Origin of the sequence: Shewanella sp. AS16 (assembly GCF_021412365.1) — a bacterium.
Taxonomy (GTDB): domain Bacteria; phylum Pseudomonadota; class Gammaproteobacteria; order Enterobacterales; family Shewanellaceae; genus Shewanella; species Shewanella salipaludis.
In genome coordinates, this window is sequence record NZ_JAKCLK010000001.1 from 925,809 (window position 1) to 944,199 (window position 18,391).

General features: G+C 53.1%; 17 protein-coding genes. 9 read left to right on the plus strand and 8 right to left on the minus strand.

Features of this window, described 5'->3' with window-relative positions:
• Positions 1-48: 48 nt before the first annotated feature.
• The 7 genes from lptD (at position 49) to LZP73_RS04185 (ending at position 8,953) form a co-directional block, all read left to right on the plus strand.
• Positions 49-2,337 (plus strand): LPS assembly protein LptD, encoded by a 2,289-nt coding sequence (lptD, locus tag LZP73_RS04155; protein WP_234233177.1) that lies wholly within the window; start codon positions 49-51, stop codon positions 2,335-2,337.
• 124 nt (positions 2,338-2,461) lie between these two features.
• Positions 2,462-3,766, plus strand: a complete 1,305-nt coding sequence (gene surA, locus LZP73_RS04160; protein ID WP_234233178.1) for a peptidylprolyl isomerase SurA — start codon at positions 2,462-2,464, stop codon at positions 3,764-3,766.
• A 6-nt stretch (positions 3,767-3,772) separates the two neighbouring features.
• Entirely contained in the window at positions 3,773-4,759 is a 987-nt protein-coding gene (gene pdxA / locus LZP73_RS04165) for a 4-hydroxythreonine-4-phosphate dehydrogenase PdxA (protein ID WP_234233179.1), read from the plus strand.
• A 15-nt stretch (positions 4,760-4,774) separates the two neighbouring features.
• Positions 4,775-5,584, plus strand: a complete 810-nt coding sequence (gene rsmA, locus LZP73_RS04170) for a 16S rRNA (adenine(1518)-N(6)/adenine(1519)-N(6))-dimethyltransferase RsmA (protein ID WP_169563547.1) — start codon at positions 4,775-4,777, stop codon at positions 5,582-5,584.
• A 20-nt stretch (positions 5,585-5,604) separates the two neighbouring features.
• Positions 5,605-5,985 carry a Co2+/Mg2+ efflux protein ApaG gene (gene apaG / locus LZP73_RS04175; protein WP_234233180.1) on the plus strand — a complete coding sequence of 127 codons (381 nt, stop codon included), beginning with the start codon at positions 5,605-5,607 and terminating at the stop codon, positions 5,983-5,985.
• A 19-nt stretch (positions 5,986-6,004) separates the two neighbouring features.
• Positions 6,005-6,829: a symmetrical bis(5'-nucleosyl)-tetraphosphatase gene (locus LZP73_RS04180; RefSeq protein ID WP_234233181.1), complete on the plus strand. Its 825-nt coding sequence runs from the start codon at positions 6,005-6,007 to the stop codon at positions 6,827-6,829.
• Between the two features lie 102 nt (positions 6,830-6,931).
• A complete protein-coding gene (locus LZP73_RS04185; RefSeq protein WP_234233182.1) occupies positions 6,932-8,953 on the plus strand; it encodes a methyl-accepting chemotaxis protein in 2,022 nt (673 codons plus the stop codon).
• A 177-nt stretch (positions 8,954-9,130) separates the two neighbouring features.
• Here LZP73_RS04185 and LZP73_RS04190 read toward each other — a convergent pair whose 3' ends face one another.
• The 5 genes from LZP73_RS04190 to rplU form a co-directional block, all read right to left on the minus strand.
• Positions 9,131-9,538 carry a DUF3718 domain-containing protein gene (locus LZP73_RS04190; RefSeq protein WP_234233183.1) on the minus strand — a complete coding sequence of 136 codons (408 nt, stop codon included), beginning with the start codon at positions 9,536-9,538 and terminating at the stop codon, positions 9,131-9,133.
• 93 nt (positions 9,539-9,631) lie between these two features.
• Positions 9,632-10,114, minus strand: a complete 483-nt coding sequence (gene folA, locus LZP73_RS04195; RefSeq protein WP_234233184.1) for a type 3 dihydrofolate reductase — start codon at positions 10,112-10,114, stop codon at positions 9,632-9,634.
• Positions 10,115-10,426: 312 nt separating this feature from the next.
• Entirely contained in the window at positions 10,427-11,593 is a 1,167-nt protein-coding gene (gene cgtA / locus LZP73_RS04200; protein WP_234233185.1) for an Obg family GTPase CgtA, read from the minus strand.
• Positions 11,594-11,796: 203 nt separating this feature from the next.
• Positions 11,797-12,051, minus strand: a complete 255-nt coding sequence (rpmA, locus tag LZP73_RS04205) for a 50S ribosomal protein L27 (protein ID WP_007650346.1) — start codon at positions 12,049-12,051, stop codon at positions 11,797-11,799.
• A 14-nt stretch (positions 12,052-12,065) separates the two neighbouring features.
• Positions 12,066-12,377 (minus strand): 50S ribosomal protein L21, encoded by a 312-nt coding sequence (gene rplU, locus LZP73_RS04210; RefSeq protein WP_169563554.1) that lies wholly within the window; start codon positions 12,375-12,377, stop codon positions 12,066-12,068.
• A 276-nt stretch (positions 12,378-12,653) separates the two neighbouring features.
• Between rplU and ispB the strand changes: the two genes are divergently transcribed.
• The gene (gene ispB / locus LZP73_RS04215) at positions 12,654-13,625 is read left to right on the plus strand and encodes an octaprenyl diphosphate synthase (RefSeq protein WP_234233186.1); all 972 of its coding nucleotides are present in this window, start codon (positions 12,654-12,656) and stop codon (positions 13,623-13,625) included.
• A 149-nt stretch (positions 13,626-13,774) separates the two neighbouring features.
• On the opposite strand, the gene ung is transcribed toward ispB, so the two are convergent.
• From ung to LZP73_RS04230, 3 genes are all read right to left on the minus strand, one after another.
• Positions 13,775-14,443, minus strand: a complete 669-nt coding sequence (ung, locus tag LZP73_RS04220) for a uracil-DNA glycosylase (protein ID WP_234233187.1) — start codon at positions 14,441-14,443, stop codon at positions 13,775-13,777.
• 216 nt (positions 14,444-14,659) lie between these two features.
• Entirely contained in the window at positions 14,660-15,274 is a 615-nt protein-coding gene (locus LZP73_RS04225) for a LysE family translocator (protein ID WP_234233188.1), read from the minus strand.
• 331 nt (positions 15,275-15,605) lie between these two features.
• The gene (locus LZP73_RS04230; protein WP_234233341.1) at positions 15,606-18,137 is read right to left on the minus strand and encodes a TonB-dependent receptor plug domain-containing protein; all 2,532 of its coding nucleotides are present in this window, start codon (positions 18,135-18,137) and stop codon (positions 15,606-15,608) included.
• On the opposite strand from LZP73_RS04230, the gene LZP73_RS04235 reads away from it, so the two are divergent.
• On the plus strand, positions 18,022-18,264 hold the full coding sequence (locus LZP73_RS04235) for a hypothetical protein (RefSeq protein WP_234233353.1): 243 nt from the start codon (positions 18,022-18,024) through the stop codon (positions 18,262-18,264). The two genes, LZP73_RS04230 and LZP73_RS04235, sit on opposite strands and share 116 nt — an antisense overlap.
• Positions 18,265-18,391: the final 127 nt, after the last annotated feature.

Below are 18,391 nucleotides of genomic sequence, written 5' to 3' on the forward strand. Positions count from 1 at the left end.
CCCGGCCCTATACTTGTCAAGACTAAGAAATCATAATCATTGACCAAGATGCAGACTCGTTACCTTCTGGCCCTGAGCCTATTACCCGGATTCGCTTTGGCAGAAGCCGCCGACATCCAAAGCCAATCCCAATGCATCATTGCACTGCCGGCCAGCCGTGCGCTTGCTCCGCCGCCACAAGGCACCCCTGCGGAACAGATAAGGATCATCTCCGACAGCACCCGAGCCCAGATGGGCAAACAGGCTGTGTTCAGCGGCGATGTCAGCTTTACCCAGGGAGAGCGCAGCATAGCCGCCGATAGGGCCAGCCTGGATCAACGCACCGAGCGGCTCAAGGCCAACGGCAACCTGATGTTCCAGGACAGTCTGTTTACCGTGACGGCCGACTCCCTCGAGGCGCGGATGCGCAGCAACACGGCCACGCTGAAGGGGGCTCAGTACTGGCTCCATGGACAACAGGTCCATGGCGATGCCGAGCAGCTGGAGATCACCCAGCAGAACAACCTGATCCTGACCAATACCAACTTCACCACCTGCCCACCGGATAATGTCTCCTGGTTACTGGAAGCCGAGAAGATCAAGATAGACAGTGAAGAAGAGTGGGGCGAGATCTGGAATGCCAAGCTCAGGATTGCCGATGTGCCTGTGCTTTATATCCCCTATATGACTATCCCAGTGTCAGACAAGCGCAAATCCGGCTTCCTGTTTCCAGGCTTCAGTACCAGCACCACCAATGGGGTCGAGTTCGCTCTGCCCTACTATTGGAACATCGCTCCTGAATACGATTTGACCTTTACCCCCAACTATATGTCATCCAGGGGGCTATATCTCAAGACAGAGTTCAGGTATCTGGCGGGCGACGCGCAGGCAGGCCAAGTCAATCTGGAATATTTACCGGACGATAAGCTATTGGACACCAGCCCCAACAGGTATCTGTATCACTGGCAACACAAGGGGGCTCTGGATGAGAACTGGCGGGTACAGGCCAACTTTACCGATGTCTCGGACAACAATTACTTCAATGATTTGAAGTCGGACGTCAACCGGGCGACAGACAACCAGCTATCGCGCATCGGGGAGCTGAGTTACTTCGAACGTAACTGGGATCTCGGCATCAGGGTGCAGGACATCAAGGTGTTGGGCGAAGACGAAAAACCCTACCAGGTGATGCCGCAGGTCAACTTCAACTACAGAGCGCCGGACTTTTGGAAGTTTGTCGATTTTGACTTCAATACCGAAGTCGCCAATTTCGAACACAGCAGATCAGATCATGCCACGGCCACCCGCTTGCATCTGGCCCCCAGCCTGACCCTGCCACTCCATGGCCCGGCAGGCTCATTAACCAGTGAACTCAAGCTGTTACAGACCTATTACTGGCAACAAAACACCCAGGCCGACTCAGGGCTTGAAGAAACCGTCAGCCGCACCCTGCCGCAGGTACGAATCCACGGCCAGATCAACTTCGAACGCCCGGTACAGATGTTCGACCAAGACTATCGCCAGACCCTGGAGCCCCAGTTCCAGTACTTATACGTAGGCTATCAGGATCAGTCCAACATAGGGCTGTACGACACGGCCCAACTGCAGGAAGATTATTTCGGCCTCTTCCGTGACCGCCGCTTCTCCGGGCTCGACCGGATAGCCGACGCCAATCAGGTGACTCTGGGGCTTTCCACCCGTTTGTTCGACGAGCATAATCTGGAAGACATGAAACTCAGCCTGGGGCAAATATTCTATTTGCAAGACAGCAGGGTCAATATGTCTGACACGGCCAATGCCCAGGCGCCCTCTCGCTCAGTGCTGGCCGCCGAACTCGACACCCGCATCTACCAAGACTGGTTTTTCAGTGGTGCCATCCAATACGATACCCAACAGCAACTGACCAAGAAGAGCGAAGTCACCCTGGACTTCAGGCCTGGCGCCAACAAACTGGTCCAGTTCAGCTATCGTTACGTTCCGGATCTGCTCAACAGCAGCACCAATGCACAGGTGAATGTCTCCCAGGCGGGCCTGCGCGGGGCCTGGCCCATAAATGATTCACTCTATTTTGTCGGCAACTGGTACTATGACATGGACCAGGCCCGCAGTGTCGAAGTCTACTCGGGCTTTCAATACGAGGCTTGCTGCTGGGCGGTACGCCTGAGTTACCACTATAGGATAAAGACCAGTTTTGATGACGACTTTGCGCCAATCCAAGACAATCGCGCCGAGTTCGAAACCGGGGTCTTCTTAAACTTTGTCATCAAGGGGCTGGGCGGCTCAGGTCCTCTTGGGGTCTCCGACATGCTCAACGACGGTCTATTTAACTACCGTAAGCCGCTTTATCTGAGGAATTAGCAAAGATTTATGCTAGATTGCTGAACCTAGACGGCGGCAGAGAGTCCAATGGATTCAACCCCTGACAACTCGCTATTGAATAAGCTGTCGAAACAGACATTAGAACGTGCCAAGGATTTTGTGGATGAAGCCCAGTAAAAAACTGATTTTTGCGTTATTAGCCCTGGTGGTTAGCCAAGCATCATTGGCAGCCCCGGAGCAACTTGACCGTGTTGCCCTGCAGATCAATGAAGGCATAGTGTTGGAAAGTGAAATCACCAACCTGATTGCCACCGTCAAGGCCAATGCCCAGGCGGCGGGACAATCCCTGCCATCGGATACCGCCCTGCGCACTCAGGTGATCGACCGCTTGATCATGACCCGACTGCAACTGCAGATGGCGGATCGCATAGGTCTGCATATAGGCGATCTGCAGCTGGATCAAACCATAGCCAACATAGCCAAAGAGCAGAAGATGACTGTCGCTCAGATGCAACAGAAGATCGAAGCCGAAGGCCAGAGTTTCAGTCAGTACCGTGAACAACTGCGGGAAGAGGTCACCCTGGGTGAGATCCAGCGTATCCAGGTGCAGCGCCGAATTCAGGTGTCACCGCAGGAGATTGCCAGCCTGGTCAAGCTCATAGAGGAACAGGGGCTGAAGGACGTTGAGTTTCAGATAGGCCACATACTGATAGACGTGCCAAGCAACCCCAGCGGCGAGCAATTGGACGCCGCCAGCAAACGCGCCAACATAGTACTCAAGCGTCTCAAAGAGGGTGAAGACTTCCGTCGTACCGCCATCGCCTCTTCCTCCGGCCCCAAGGCGCTCGAAGGCGGCATCTGGGACTACATGAACATCAACGAGATGCCGACCCTGTTTGCCGAAGTGATACGTGGCAGCAAGAAGGGTGACATCATAGGCCCAATCAAGAGTGGCTCAGGTTTCCACATCATCAAGATCATGGATGCCAGGGGCCTGGAAACCAAGGAATTGGATGAAGTCAGGGCACGGCATATCCTGCTGAAGCCATCCCCCATATTGTCCGAAGATAGAGCCAAGGCCATGCTGGAGCAATTTGCGAAACAGCTGCGTGCCGATGACAGCAAATTCGCCGAGTTGGCCCATCAGTACTCTGAAGATCCCGGTTCGAGTGCCAAGGGCGGTGAACTGGGTTGGGCCGATCCCAACATCTATGTTCCCGAGTTTACCCAGGAGCTGAAAGGTTTGCAGCCGGGTGAGATAAGTGAGCCCTTCCGCACTACCCATGGCTGGCATATAGTGCAGCTCGAAGAGCGCCGCAAGACGGATGCCACGGCTCAATTCAACAGCAACAGGGCACATCAACTGATCTTCCGCCGCAAGTTCAACGAAGAACTGCAGAGCTGGCTGGACGAGATGCGCTCCGAAGCCTACATTGAAATTTTTGAGCCGATAAGCAAACGAGGTTAACCTTAATTGACGACTAAACGTATCGCCATTACCCCGGGTGAACCCGCAGGTATTGGTCCCGATTTAGTGATCCAACTGGCTCAGCAGGCCTGGCCTGCTGAGCTCGTCGTTTGCGCCGCCCCTGAGCTGTTGCAAGACAGGGCCAAAATGCTCGGACTGCCGCTCACGCTGCTGCCCTACCAAGCGGGCAGCATGCCTAAGCCACAGGAGGCCGGCACCCTCACCCTGCTGCCCTTTTCCCTGGCGGCACAAGTGCAATGCGGTGTATTGGATGAACAAAACAGCGCCTATGTGATAGATACCCTGCGCTGCGCCGGCGAAAAGAACATGAGCGGCGAGTTCGATGCCGTGGTCACAGGCCCTGTGCATAAGGGAATCATCAATCAGGCCGGCATTTCCTTCAGCGGCCACACGGAATTTTTTGCCCAGCAGGCCAATTGCCAGGACGTGGTGATGATGCTGTCCACCCCTGGACTACAGGTGGCGCTGGTCACGACCCATATCCCATTGGCCTATGTCGCCAAGGCCATTACCAGAGACAGGCTGCAACATATCATCAAGATCTTGCATCGGGATCTGGTGAACAAATTCGCCATAGCTTCGCCAAAAATTTATGTCTGTGGCCTCAATCCCCATGCGGGCGAAGACGGTCACTTGGGGCGCGAAGAGCTGGATGTGATCATCCCCGCCCTGAATGAACTCAGGGATGAATTGAATATGGACATAGTCGGGCCCTTGCCCGCCGATACCCTGTTCCAGCCCAAATATCTGGATGACGCCGACGTAGTGCTGGCCATGTACCATGATCAGGGCCTGCCTGTGCTAAAATCTCAGGGTTTTGGCAAGTCAGTCAACATCACCTTAGGGTTACCTTATATCCGCACCTCGGTCGATCACGGTACCGCTTTGGATCTCGCGGGCACAGGCAAGGCCGATATCGGCAGTTTCGTCTGTGCACTGAATAAAGCCATTGAGTTATCCTCAAAACACTAAACGATTACATTATTAATGAGCAGCAAAGTACATTTAGGCCATACGGCCAGAAAGCGTTTCGGACAGAATTTCTTAACCGACAGCAATGTGATAAATCGCATCGTCGGCGCCATAGCGCCGGACAATGAGCATGTCATGGTCGAGATAGGCCCGGGCCTGGGGGCATTGACCGAGCCGGTTGCCGCTGCCGTGGACAAGCTGACAGTGGTAGAACTCGATCGGGATCTGGTCGAGCGTCTGCACCAGCATCCGGTATTGAAGCATAAGTTGGAGGTTCACCAGGGTGACGCCCTGCAATTCGACTTCATGCAACTGGTGCAGCCTGGCAAGAAGATGAAAGTGTTTGGCAATCTGCCCTATAACATCTCTACCCCCTTGATGTTTCATCTGTTCGAATTTGCCGAACAAATTGAAACCATGCACTTCATGTTACAAAAAGAAGTCGTGCTGCGCCTGTCCGCGAGTCCGGGTTGCAAAGCCTATGGCCGCTTGACCGTGATGGCCCAGTACTTCTGTCAGATAGTGCCAGTACTGGAAGTGCCGCCGACCAGCTTTACCCCGGCGCCCAAGGTCGATTCGGCCGTGGTTCGCCTGCTCCCCTATGAGACCAAGCCCTGGCCCTGCAAAGACGTCAACGTCTTGCGCCACCTATGCACCACGGCATTCAATATGCGACGTAAGACTTTAAGAAATAACCTGAAACTGCTATTGTCCGATGAAGACTTTGCCCAGCTGGGGATAGATGCCAGCCTGAGACCAGAGCAAATCAGCGTGCCGCAGTATGTGGCCATGGCCAATCTGGTGATCGACAAGAAAGCCGGCTAACCCGGGTTATAGGAACCGCCATGACGACATTGGAAGACTCGATCAGAGTAGAAGTGACCACTGAATATATAGAACAGCAATCGTCGCCGGACGAAGACAAGTATCTATTCAGCTACACCATCACCATAATCAATCTCGGGGATAGCGCCGCTAAGCTCGAGACCCGTCATTGGCTCATCACGGATGCCAACGGTCATATCAGCGAGGTGCAGGGTGCAGGTGTCGTGGGCGAGACGCCCACCATAGCCCCCAATACCGCCTACCAATATACCAGTGGCACCGTGCTCGAGACCCCTGTGGGTATCATGCAGGGCAACTACGGCATGGTGAGCGAAAAGGGCGAAAGCTTCAAAGCCGTCATACCCCCATTCAGGCTGGCCGTACCCGGGCTGCTGCATTGATGCTCGGGTAAGAGGCGCAGTGGCACATTATTTTGTCGGCGACATTCAGGGCTGCTTCAAGGAACTCCAACGCCTGCTGGAGAAGGTCGACTTCAGCCCTTCCCGCGATGAACTTTGGTCCGTCGGTGACTTGGTGGCCCGCGGCCCTGATTCGCTGGCGACACTGAGATTTTTTGCAGCATTAGGCGATGCCGCCAAGGTGGTGCTCGGCAATCACGATCTGCATCTGCTGGCGGTTCATGGCAAGCTCAAACGCCCTAAGGCCAGTGACAAGCTGCAAGCCTTGCTCGAAGCCGCCGATCTCCCCGCACTCATCTATTGGTTGCGGCATCAACCCTTGTTCAGGGAGTTGGCTTCACACAAGGTCATAATGACCCATGCCGGGGTCCCCCCCCAATGGTCATTGTCGACACTGCGTGAAGAAACGGCCAGGGTCAGTAAATTGTTGGCCGCAGAGAATTATCTGAGTGACGTCATAGAACATATGTACTCTGATACCCCGGCCCTCTGGGATCCGCAGCTGACAGGCATGGCGCGGCTGCGTTATTGCATCAATGCCATGACCCGCATGCGCTATCTCTACCCAGACGGCAGCTTAAATTTCGATTGTAAACAGCCGCCCCAGAGTTGTGATATTCCGGAACTGCGTCCCTGGTATCAGGAAATGACGCCGCTGCGCCGGTCGCATACCCTGGTGTTTGGCCACTGGGCCGCCCTCATGGGGCGGGTAGAAGATCCCAAACTCAAGGCACTGGATACAGGTTGCTGCTGGGGCGAACACCTGACGCTGTGGCATTTGGAAGCGGACCAAAAAATTACCCAAAAGAAGTTAAAAAGGGGTTAAACTAACCCGCATTGTGGCCGATAACCTGCCTAGCATCTAGACAGTAATACCAGACAATTTAGCCTGTTATCGTTCGGGATAATTATAATAGCCGGAGTACCTATGAAAATTAATGTTGCCACCCGAGTCATTGGCGGATTTAGTGTAGTAACACTGCTACTGATCTTATTAGGTGGAGCCTCGCTATTCAACAATAGCAAGCTCAAGAGCAGCACCCTCATGCTGCAGGAACTCAGCCTGCCGGCTCTGGAGTCTACCGGTCATTTGTCTGAAACCATCAGCGAGCAGCAACGCCAGATCCTCATGGCTTATCACTCGAGCCGGTCATCGAAAATTCCCGCGATTCAAAAAGCCTTCGCCGAACATAGCAAGCAGTTCCAGGCAGAATTCAACGCCCTGTCGACTCTGGTGCAAGATCAAAATAACTTCACCACAGTCTTATCCCAGCTCAAGAGCAGTTACGGCGGTTTCGAACGTGACAGCCAAAGCATGATCAACGAGCGCGAAACCGCTCTCAGCCAACAAGAGGCATTGATCAAGCAAAGATCGACACTGGAAAATGCCGCCGATGAGGCATCCTCCATGCTGTTGGACATAATAGATCTGGAAACCAGTACCGACGAAGTGAAGCGGGGCCTTGCCGCCTCGGCGACCTCGGTCGACACCAGCCTCAGCAGCATAATCACGACCATTTTCGACCTGGTCGCCACAGATGAGCAGAGCAAATACGACATCATAATCAAAGAGCTGGATTACATCATAGGCGAAGCCAAGACTAAGCTGGCCTATATTAACCGCCACGGCCAAGGCCTGATTGGCGCCGACACCCTGACCTCGATCAACAAGGAAAGCGCCAAGGTCTTCAAGTTGCTCGAAGGCAACGACTCCATGGTCAGCCAAAAAGCCAGCCAGTTGAATCATGAAAAACTCGCCGCCACCAAGCTGGTCGCCATAGAAAATGACGCCAAAGATGTGAACAGCAAGATGGATAATCTGGCCACTAGTATCGAAAGTGTCACCAGCGAGAACAGCAACGCGGCAATCAACAACATAGACTCTGCCAGCATACAGACCATGGTGGTGGTTGCTATCGCCATCCTGGTCGCCATCATGGTCAGCATAGCCGTAGTACGCCCCCTGACCCGATCTCTGGGCCAGGTCAACAATGCGCTCAACATCCTGGCCTCCGGCGACTTGACCCATAAACTGGACGACAGCGGTCACGATGAATTTGCCGAGCTTGCCAGGAACTGTAATCGCTTGGTGGACAGCTTGCGCGGCCTGATAGTTGGCATACTGGATCGCTCCAACCAACTGGCGGCAGCGGCGGAGCAAACCTCGGCCATCACGGCACAAACGACCGTCGGCATTCAGGAGCAGAAGAGTCAGGTCGATCAGGTTGCCACAGCAACCACAGAATTGAGTTCCAGTGCCCAACAAGTGTCCATGAGTGCAGATCAGGCCTTGGAGCAAATAAAGCAGGCGGATCAGGAAACCCAGCACATGCGGGCTCTGGCAGAAGAGAATAAGCGCACTATCCTGGCATTGGCAGACGAAGTCGCCAAGGCCGGACAAGTGATCAATAAGGTTCACTCGGACAGTGCCTCTATCGGCTCCATCCTGGATGTGATCCGCGGCATCGCCGAGCAGACTAACCTGTTGGCACTCAATGCCGCCATCGAAGCCGCCCGTGCCGGTGAGCAAGGCAGAGGCTTTGCCGTGGTTGCCGATGAAGTTCGCAGCCTGGCCTCGAGAACTCAGGATTCAACCCGTGAAATCCAGCAGATGATCGAGATGCTGCAACAAGGGGCACAGCAGGCCGTATCCGTGATGGATCTGGGCCGCAGCCAGGCCAGTACCTGTGTCGAGAAAACCGAACAGGCGAACCTGGCACTGGAAACCATCAGCCAATCAGTGCATAAGGCCTATGACTCAGGTACTCATATCGCCCATGCCGCCCAGGAGCAAAATATCGTTAGCCAGCAGGTTTCCGAGAAACTTGAGCACATAGCCGCCATCTCGGAAGAAACCTCCATAGGTGCGGATCAAACGGCACAGTCCAGCCATCAGGTGGCGCAACTGGCCGAAGAGCTGCAAGCCTCGGTCCGCGAGTTCAGGGTTTGATGTGACCAAGGTTTGATATGACCAGTTTGATACGACATAGAGGAGCCTTGCTCCTCTATTTATTGCAAAGATAAAAGCATTGCTGATATCAAGGAATTGCAGATATAAAAATGCCGGACCCAGGTCCGGCATTTTTATATCTGTTACTTTTATATCTGTTACCAGGGGGCGCGATGCTTACTCTTCTTCGTCACCACCACCGCCACCCAAACGCTCATTGATGGCAGCGGTAATAGGGCTGGCGCCATGGCCGTTGGCATTGGCCCAGGCTTGGATCGTCATGCCATCGGCTTCGGCACCGCTCAGCTCGGTCGCGGTCAAACGCTTGGCGATAAACTCACCTACCTCATTTGAGCCGGCGGTCAATGAGGAGCGCAACAGACTCATACCATCACAGCTGACACCCGAATATATATTGCGTAACTTGACCCGGCTCTCTTTCAGTTTCTTACGTAAACGGTTTTTATCGTTCGACTTCACATAGTCACATATGTTGGCAACCAGCTGATCCTGATCGGCCACCGCAGGGGTAGGCACAGAGGACGCAGCAATCAGCGCAACCATAGCCACAGGCAAAAGACGCATCTGATACTCCTTTCTATTTTTATTTTACTTATCAAGCAGCCAAGAAACTTTTCAGCCCGGGCTGCAATTTAGGGTAAAAACTACGCGCCTAATTTAACATTTTTTTACTAATGTGATAAAGCGATATTGCAAACCGTCAGCATTCTTCCCCATTTCGCTGTCGACTAATGCCCATGCATTTGGATCCCAGGCGGGGAAATGCGTGTCCCCATCGACTTCGAGATCTATCTCAGTCAGGTACAGGACCTCGGCCTGATCCAGTAAGGCGGCATAGAGCTGGCCGCCGCCTATCACCACCAGTTCTTCACACTGCCCGGCTGCGGTTTTGGCTTCCTCGAACGAGGCTACCAGGGTAACCCCCTCAGGGGCATAATCGGCCTGGCGGCTGATAACTATGTTATGCCGTCCGGGAAGGGGCCTGCCGATGGATTCAAAGGTCTTTCTCCCCATGACCACGGGTTTACCCAGGGTCAGCTGTTTGAAGTGTCTGAGGTCCTCTGGGAGATGCCATGGCATCTGGTTATCCTTCCCTATGACTCGATTCTTTGCCATGGCGGCAATCATAGCGATACGCATGCGATGTCCTTGTATTCTTATTGGAGTGAAGCTGAACGCCTAAGTGGCTGCTACTTTAGCATCTCGGCCAGTATCTTCGAAACCTTTGAGCGCACGCACAGGCCAAGTGACGACAATAAGAATCGCGACTCTATGTCTTTAGCTGGGGGCTCTATGTCTTTAGCTGGAGAAAGTGGGGATAAGCAAGCAAACCTGGCCTGGGAAGCAGGCAGGTGAAATGGAGCTGGTCATAAAAACAATAAGGCAAGGCTGTACGCCTTGCCTTATCGATTCACTGCTGACTTGAAGGGCTAAGCCAGCGGGTATCCGTTGTTATCTTTGGTAGATAACTTCGACATCATAGTCATCATCATCGAAATCGTCATCGAAATCATCGTCATAATCTTCGTTGACCGAATCCGTGTTGGCCTGATGATAGTTATCCCACTTGAATTCGACTTCGGCGTCGGGATCTTGGATGACATCTTCGGCCGGCAGACTCTGGATATAGTCCAGCAGCTTAAGGCTCAATGCCTGAGTGCCTTCACGGTTATAGGCAGACATGGTATACACATCCCCGGTCCACTCCAGCTCGCTGACGATGCGCGCCATTTTTTCCTGCAGTTCTTCTTCGAGCAACAGATCTGTCTTGTTGAACACCAACCAGCGAGGCTTGGCCGCAAGCTTGGGAGAGTATTTCTCCAGCTCGCCAACTATTGCCCGTGCAGCGTCGACGGGATCGCTGCCATCAATAGGCTCTATGTCTATGATATGCAGCAGGATGCGACAACGCTCCAGATGCTTGAGGAAGCGGATCCCCAAACCGGCACCGTCGGCAGCCCCTTCGATAAGGCCGGGAATGTCGGCGATCACGAAGCTCTGCCCCGGACGCGGATTCACCACTCCAAGGTTAGGTACCAGGGTCGTGAACGGATAATCTGCGACTTTGGGTGTGGCGCGGGAGACGGCACGAATGAAGGTCGACTTACCGGCATTGGGCATGCCCAACAGGCCAACATCGGCCAGCAACAAGAGCTCGAGTTTCAGGCTGCGGACTTCACCCGGAGTTCCCAAGGTTTTCTGGCGCGGCGCCCTGTTGGTACTGCTCTTGAAGCGGGTATTGCCCAGCCCATGGAAACCGCCCTTGGCGACCAACAGCTTCTGTCCATGGGTGGTTAAATCCCCCAGCACTTCCTCGGTTTCGTGATCTACGGCACGGGTACCGACAGGCACTTTCAGCACCAAATCTTTACCGCTATGACCGGTACAATCGCGACCGCGGCCATTCTCACCACGTTCTGCCATATGGAAGCGTTCGAAGCGAAAATCGATCAGTGTGTTGTAGTTTTCATCGGCCTGCAGAAACACGCTGCCGCCATCACCACCGTCACCACCGTCAGGCCCGCCATCGGGTACATATTTTTCGCGTCTGAAACTCACGCAACCGCTTCCGCCGTCGCCCGCTTCAACCCTAATTACTGCCTCATCGACAAACTTCATACTTACTCCTGGCACCACCGAATGGAGGAATTATACCGCCTAACTTCGCAGGTCGCCAAAAAACTCTACATACCTTGTTCCAACCCGATATTAAGCAACCACTTACCTATCTTTGACAGCCAGGGATGCAACATGAGATCAGAACACAAAAACAGAAAGCCCCACCAAAGGCGGGGCTTTAACAGTACTGCTGAGTTCGAAAATTAAGCTTCGATGCTAATAAACTTGCGGTTATTAGGACCTTTAACTTCAAACTTAACTTTACCGTCGGTCAGGGCAAACAGAGTATGGTCACGACCAATACCTACGTTTACACCGGCGTGGAACTTAGTACCACGTTGACGAACGATGATGTTACCAGCTAGAACTGATTCGCCGCCAAAGCGCTTAACACCAAGACGTTTACTTTCTGAATCGCGGCCGTTACGAGTAGAACCGCCAGCTTTTTTATGTGCCATGAGTCAGACTCCTATTATGCGTTGATAGCAGTAATTTTAACTTCAGTGAACCACTGACGGTGGCCCATCTTCTTGTCGTGGTGCTTACGACGACGGAACTTAACGATAGTGACTTTATCGCCGCGACCGTGGCTGACAACTTCAGCAACGACTTTACCGCCGGCAACTAAAGGAGCACCAACGTGCACAGTTTCACCGTCAGCGATCAACAGAACTTGATCGAACTCAACAGTAGAACCTGTAGCAACTTCTAATTTTTCTAAACGAACTGTGTGGCCTTCGGCTACACGGTGTTGTTTACCACCACTTTGAAAAACAGCGTACATAGCTATTTTACTCCGATATTCCTAACACGCGGGCTCACTCTTGGGTGAGGCAGGGTGCTACAAAAATTTTATTGACAATGGGCGCGGAGTTTACGTGAAGAATCTACTTCTGGCAAGCCCTAATCGACAAAGAATAAAAAAAGCGCGGAATAGTGACGACAAAGCTGCCACAACTACTGTCTTATACGGATAATTTAGGTAAAATCCGGGGTATTATAACACATGAGCCTAAATAGGGGCCGGCTAATTCAACAGCCCTGATAACCAGAGACTATTATGGACTTAAATGCCATTCGTCAGCTGGCTGACACTGACATGCAAGCGGTCAATCAGCTGATCTACACACAACTCGAATCTGATGTTGCCCTGATCAATCAACTGGGATTTTACATCATCAATGGTGGTGGTAAGCGTCTTCGTCCTCTTCTGTCTGTGCTCGCGGCACGTGCGGTGAATTATGAGGGCGATGCCCATCTCAAACTCGCCACCATCATAGAATTCATCCATACCGCCTCGCTGCTGCACGATGATGTGGTCGATGAGTCGACTCTCAGACGCGGCAGGGAAACCGCCAACGCCTTGTTCGGCAACAGCGCCAGCGTACTGGTCGGCGACTTCCTCCATACCCGTTCATTCCAGATGATGACCGAACTCGACAGCATGAAAGTGCTCAAGGTATTGGCCGATACCACCAACTTATTGGCCGAAGGTGAAGTGTTGCAGTTGATGAATTGCAACGATCCCAATACCACAGAAGAAAATTATATGCGGGTCATCTACTGCAAAACGGCCAAGCTGTTCGAAGCTGCGACTCGCCTGGCGGCTGTGCTGGCCGGCAGCGATGAAGCCCTGGAGCTGGCGCTGGGGGAATATGGCAAGTATTTAGGCACCGCCTTCCAGCTCACAGACGACCTGCTCGACTATACCGCCAATGTGGACGAATTGGGCAAGAACATAGGCGATGACTTGGCCGAAGGTAAGCCGACACTGCCACTCATCTATGCCATGATGCATGGCTCCGAGGTAGAGAAGCAGCTTATCAAGCAAGCGATAGAGAGGGGTGATGGCAGCCATGCCGTTGCCGAAATCGTCGCCGCACTGCATAAATCCGGGGCCCTGGAATACACCCGGAGAAAGGCAATAGAAGAGTCCAACAAGGCGATAGCCGCCCTCGATATCCTGCCCGAGAGTGATTACAAGTTGGCACTGATCTCATTGGCCAAGTTGGCGGTTGAACGCACCCATTAAGCCTCCGAGACTCAATCTCAATAACTGAAGCCGTCGCCTGAGTGCGACGGCTTTTTTATGCCCTGCATCCCCATGGCGCCAACCTTTGGTCCCATCCCTGTACCTAGGGTTATGCCTAAGGTTGTACCTAGGATCGTGCCAGGGACCGGTTAAAGCTGCCAGTCTATGGCTCTCGAGCCCCTGGATGCCAACAGCTGATTCACCCGGGAAAAGTGCCGGCAACCGAAAAAACCACGATAGGCTGACAGGGGCGATGGGTGCGGACCGCTGAGCACAGTATGTTGGCTGGCGGTGATGACCTTGCCCTTCTTGATGGCATGGCTGCCCCAGAGGATGAAGATGATGGGTTGGGGTTGCTGGTTGAGCAATTCGAGTGCATGGCTAGTGAAGATTTCCCAGCCCGCCTTGGCATGGGAATGGGCCCTTCCCCGCTCGACAGTCAATACGGTATTGAGCAGCAGCACCCCTTGCCTGGCCCAGTGGGACAAGTCTCCATGGGAGGGGATCTCGAAGCCGTCGATATCGCTCGCCAGCTCCTTATAGATGTTGGCCAAGGATGGCGGCGGCTTGATCCCGGGTTGGACCGAGAAACACAGCCCATGGGCTTGCCCCGGACCATGATAGGGATCCTGGCCCAGGATCACCACCCGCACCTCTGCCAGCGGTGTCATCTCGAACGCATTAAAGACCTCGGCCTCGGGAGGGTAAATGTGTTTGCCTTGGCCGCGCTCGGCCGCGACATAGGCCATCAGCTCTTGAAAGTAGGTTTGTTGCTTCTCGGCATCGATAAAGGCCCGCCAACTGGCTACAGCTGCCATAGATAAAACTCCCTGAAAAAATGCCGCCTAGCTTAAGAGTCTCCAGCCCAAGGTGCAAGTGCCCTATAACTCATGTCGCCATCCAGCTAAAAAGCCAAAGACAGACAACAGATATAGACGAGTGGCGCTAAACGGCTGAAGTTTGGCGCCGACTTTCCCACATCCCCTTCACAGGTATCAGAGTCGCCTAGGCTCCCTCCTGAAAGCACTGCTGGCTTACAAGGTCCACAGCACCCTGGCAGCCAGCAGGATTAACACTATGCCGGAAATCTTGTCTATCAGTCCCGCCTTCTCCCTGAGCCTTGGCAGGACATTGGGGTGTGACATCAACAAGGCTATCAGGGTATACCAGAGGCCATCCACCAACAGCGGAGTCAAGACGATGAGGGACTGGCCGGTCAGATTATCCGCCGCCAGCACGAACTGACTGAATAAGGCGATAAAGAATAACATTATCTTGGGATTAAACAGGGAGATGGCCAAACCATCACGGGCGGCGGTCAGCACATCTGTCGCTTCCCCCGCCATGAGTTTGGCCTGCATGCCCCCCCGGGATCTCAGGGCTTGTACACCTATCCAGGCTAAATAGAGGGCTCCGATGATCGCTATGCCATTAAACAGGAGCGGGGCTTTTTTCAACATTACCGCCAGCCCCAACAGGGTCACGAGTGCGTAGACGCCAATGCCGATGGAATGAGCCCAAGCACAGACTATGCCCTTGCCGCGACCGCCCCCCAGGGTATGCCTCACTACCATGGCCAGACTGGGCCCGGGTGACATGGCCCCCAGACAACAGATGGCCAGCAGGCTCAACCACACGCTCACACTCATAGATGCCCCTCATTGTTCATGTTACAGCCATTAAAAAGGGCCCTCAGGCCCTGAATTTATATCGCCCCTGACTCGCGGCAGCTATTGCTCAATATACAACGTCTGCCCCACAGGATAATAGTGCCTATTGATTCTGCCACCAATGTTAACTGCAGCAATGAGGCATAGCGCCCACAGCCAAACAAGCATAGCCTCCAGCATAAACGCAAACACACTATCGAAAATTCCCAATAAAAAAGGCTGCTACTGCAGCCTTTTTGCTCACGTCAAATCGGTCTGAACCTGTCTGCTGAAAGGTGGGCAGCAGACGCTTGGTTCCCAGGCTTAACGCCTAGAAACGATAGCTCAGACGTCCATAGTAAAAACCGCCGTTATAGTCGAATGGACCACTTTCATAGTAGACACCACCCAACTCGCCCAAGGTGCCGTCTTTCAGTTTTTGCGCCTTTTGATCGAATAGGTTGTTCGCACCTACGGACAGGGTTAAGCCATCCGTCAGGGCGTAACTGACTTCCAGATCGACTGTGACTGCCGCATCTGCGACTTCTGAGCCCCAATCTGAGGTGTCGTCCGCATGGGTGGCGTAATATTCACCGAAATAGTTACCACGCAACGTCATACTCAGGTCATCCCAGGACTGAGCCCAGGTCAAGGTAGCGCGATGCGCCGGAATACCATCCTCCAAGCGACGAACCTTACCCGCATCAGTGGTTGCAAGATCATATTTATCGACACTGGTATCTGTCCAACCATAGGCCAGGCTGAATTTAGCGTGCCCAGACAAGAGTTCAGTGTCATAAGAGCCAACTATGTCAACACCTTGGGTTGTAGTATCGAAATCATTGGTATAGAAAGTGACTGCGGAAATGAGCTCGGGATGATCGACGCCCGCCGCCCTCAAGGCATCATAATCTTCAGCTTCTACCGAAATCTGGCTCGACTGAGCAATGCGTCCTTCCACCTTGATATGGTAGTAATCGACGGTCAGGAAGAAATCGCCATCCTCATACACCATACCCAAGGCATTGCTCACCGACTCTTCAGGCTTCAGTACTTTACCACCATAGAACGCCGAGAGAGGATTGGTTGGCGGTGCGATAAAGGTCTGAATTAAATCACCGTTTACAATGGATGTCTGAGTGTTGACGACGTTTTCCTGGCCCACGGTCGGCGCCCGGAACCCTGTGCTGTGGGAGGCTCGGAATGACAACTCATCTGTGGCAGAAAACTGAGCTGTGAGCTTGTAATTTAAGGTATCACCGAAGGTGGAGAAGTCTTCATAACGCAGTGCCGCCCCGAGCAGCCAACGCTCACCTATGTAGGCCTCGGTATCTGCATAGATGCCTATGTTATGGCGTGAGTTTTTACCCGCAGATTCCGGGCCGAAGCCTTTGAAACCGTGGGAGCCGATGTTGAACCCTTGATCCGCATAGGGCCCCGCTATCCATGAGGCTTCTTCACCTTGAGTAATCTCAAACGACTCTTCACGCCATTCGAAACCCGTGGCGAAACTGATATCTTCCGACAGGCCGACATTGATGAAACGCGAGAAATCCAGGTTCACCGTGGATTCTACTTGCTCATAGGCACCGGTTTCAAAATCGGTCGGGGTATCCAGACCCAAGGAAGGGTTCAGAGAATTTCTCAGGCTAAAGGTCGACTTATTATTACCTGTCCCGGCGCTGGCATCATAGTTCCATTCGCCAACCTCCCCCTTAACCCCGGCGAAAAATGACCTGTCTTCGACCGTACCGGCAAACTGAGGCGTATAACCGCCCGGACGAATTTGGTTCATAGCGAAACAGTTGGGATCTGCGACCATGTCGAGGTAAGGCTGACTCGTGAGCACATTGCCATCGGCATCAGGAATACCATCACCATTTGTATCCACTTTGGGAATAGGTACAACGCCACAGCTTGACTGATCACCATTGACCGCACCAACGAGCAGAGTCTCGCCTTCATCATTCGAATAAACGTTGCCGCGATTATGTGGGTTACGATAGTAGAAACCACCTACCACATCCCGCGATGAGTAGTTACCGAACGCATACAGATGGGCCTTGTCATTGATATCGAATCCGGAATTGATAAAGATGCTGTAGTCGTCGTTGATTTCAGGATTACCCCAAATCTGTGCAGGATCTTTAACCTCTGTGTTGCCCTGGGCAATCAGGTTTGCCGCATCGAAGCGCTGCACGCTGCGACTGGTGGCATCGGCATTCTTGTATTGGGCACTGATGTTAACGAAACCATCGTCGGTCAGGGGCAGGCCTATGTTGCCGTCGACTGTCGTAGTCGCGCCGTCGCCCTTGTAATATTCCCCCTGGCTAACAGTGATGGAGCCGCCTTCGGAATCATCCTTCAGCACGAAGTTCATCACCCCGGCGATGGCGTCCGAACCGTATTGCGCCGCGGCGCCGTCACGCAGCACTTCCACCTGCTTCAATGCAACACCCGGGATCACCGAGATATCCGGCCCCTGGGCACCGTCATTGATGCCGCCGCCCTGGAAGGCGATGACAGAGGCTCTGTGCCGACGTTTACCGTTGACCAAGACCAAGGTGCTGTCGGATGGCAAGCCACGCAGGTTCACCGGGCGCACCAAAGTTGCTGCATCGCTGATAGGTTGGGCGCGGGAGTTGAAAGAGGGGACCGAAGTAACCAACATATCGATCATATCGGTCGAACCATTTTTCTTGAGATCATCGCTGCTGATGATGTCGATAGGTACCGGTGAGTCGCCTATGGAACGCGGAGCGGCGCGCGAGCCGACTACGGCAATTTTTTCAACATTTTCAAGTTTTGTTTCTTCCTCTGCAGCAAAGGCTTGGGTACTGACCAGTGCTCCCGATAGCGCAATTGAAATGGCCAAACTTAATGAGCTAACCCCGAACTTTTTATTTTTCATCATCATTCATTCTCTCAACTGCTTGTTATCATTATTTTTCATGTTCGTATCTGTTGGCTGTTCCGGAATTCATCCTTAGACCAAAAAACACTAAACAGGAACACCTTGAAAACATTTTTATAACAATAAGTGAACAATTACCATAACAAATTGTCATCATATGCAGGGTAAATCCATCACCCCAGCATTTTCAAATAGTTACAAAT

Excerpts from the sequence above, each read along its gene's own strand:
- lptD (WP_234233177.1), top strand. The coding sequence starts at position 49 with ATGCAGACTCGTTACCTTCTGGCCCTGAGCCTATTACCCGGATTCGCT.
- surA (WP_234233178.1), top strand. The coding sequence starts at position 2,462 with ATGAAGCCCAGTAAAAAACTGATTTTTGCGTTATTAGCCCTGGTGGTT.
- rsmA (WP_169563547.1), top strand. The coding sequence starts at position 4,775 with ATGAGCAGCAAAGTACATTTAGGCCATACGGCCAGAAAGCGTTTCGGA.
- apaG (WP_234233180.1), top strand. The coding sequence starts at position 5,605 with ATGACGACATTGGAAGACTCGATCAGAGTAGAAGTGACCACTGAATAT.
- LZP73_RS04185 (WP_234233182.1), top strand. The coding sequence starts at position 6,932 with ATGAAAATTAATGTTGCCACCCGAGTCATTGGCGGATTTAGTGTAGTA.
- LZP73_RS04190 (WP_234233183.1), bottom strand. The coding sequence starts at position 9,538 with ATGCGTCTTTTGCCTGTGGCTATGGTTGCGCTGATTGCTGCGTCCTCT.
- folA (WP_234233184.1), bottom strand. The coding sequence starts at position 10,114 with ATGCGTATCGCTATGATTGCCGCCATGGCAAAGAATCGAGTCATAGGG.
- cgtA (WP_234233185.1), bottom strand. The coding sequence starts at position 11,593 with ATGAAGTTTGTCGATGAGGCAGTAATTAGGGTTGAAGCGGGCGACGGC.
- rpmA (WP_007650346.1), bottom strand. The coding sequence starts at position 12,051 with ATGGCACATAAAAAAGCTGGCGGTTCTACTCGTAACGGCCGCGATTCA.
- rplU (WP_169563554.1), bottom strand. The coding sequence starts at position 12,377 with ATGTACGCTGTTTTTCAAAGTGGTGGTAAACAACACCGTGTAGCCGAA.
- ispB (WP_234233186.1), top strand. The coding sequence starts at position 12,654 with ATGGACTTAAATGCCATTCGTCAGCTGGCTGACACTGACATGCAAGCG.
- ung (WP_234233187.1), bottom strand. The coding sequence starts at position 14,443 with ATGGCAGCTGTAGCCAGTTGGCGGGCCTTTATCGATGCCGAGAAGCAA.
- LZP73_RS04225 (WP_234233188.1), bottom strand. The coding sequence starts at position 15,274 with ATGAGTGTGAGCGTGTGGTTGAGCCTGCTGGCCATCTGTTGTCTGGGG.
- LZP73_RS04235 (WP_234233353.1), top strand. The coding sequence starts at position 18,022 with ATGGAACGCGGAGCGGCGCGCGAGCCGACTACGGCAATTTTTTCAACA.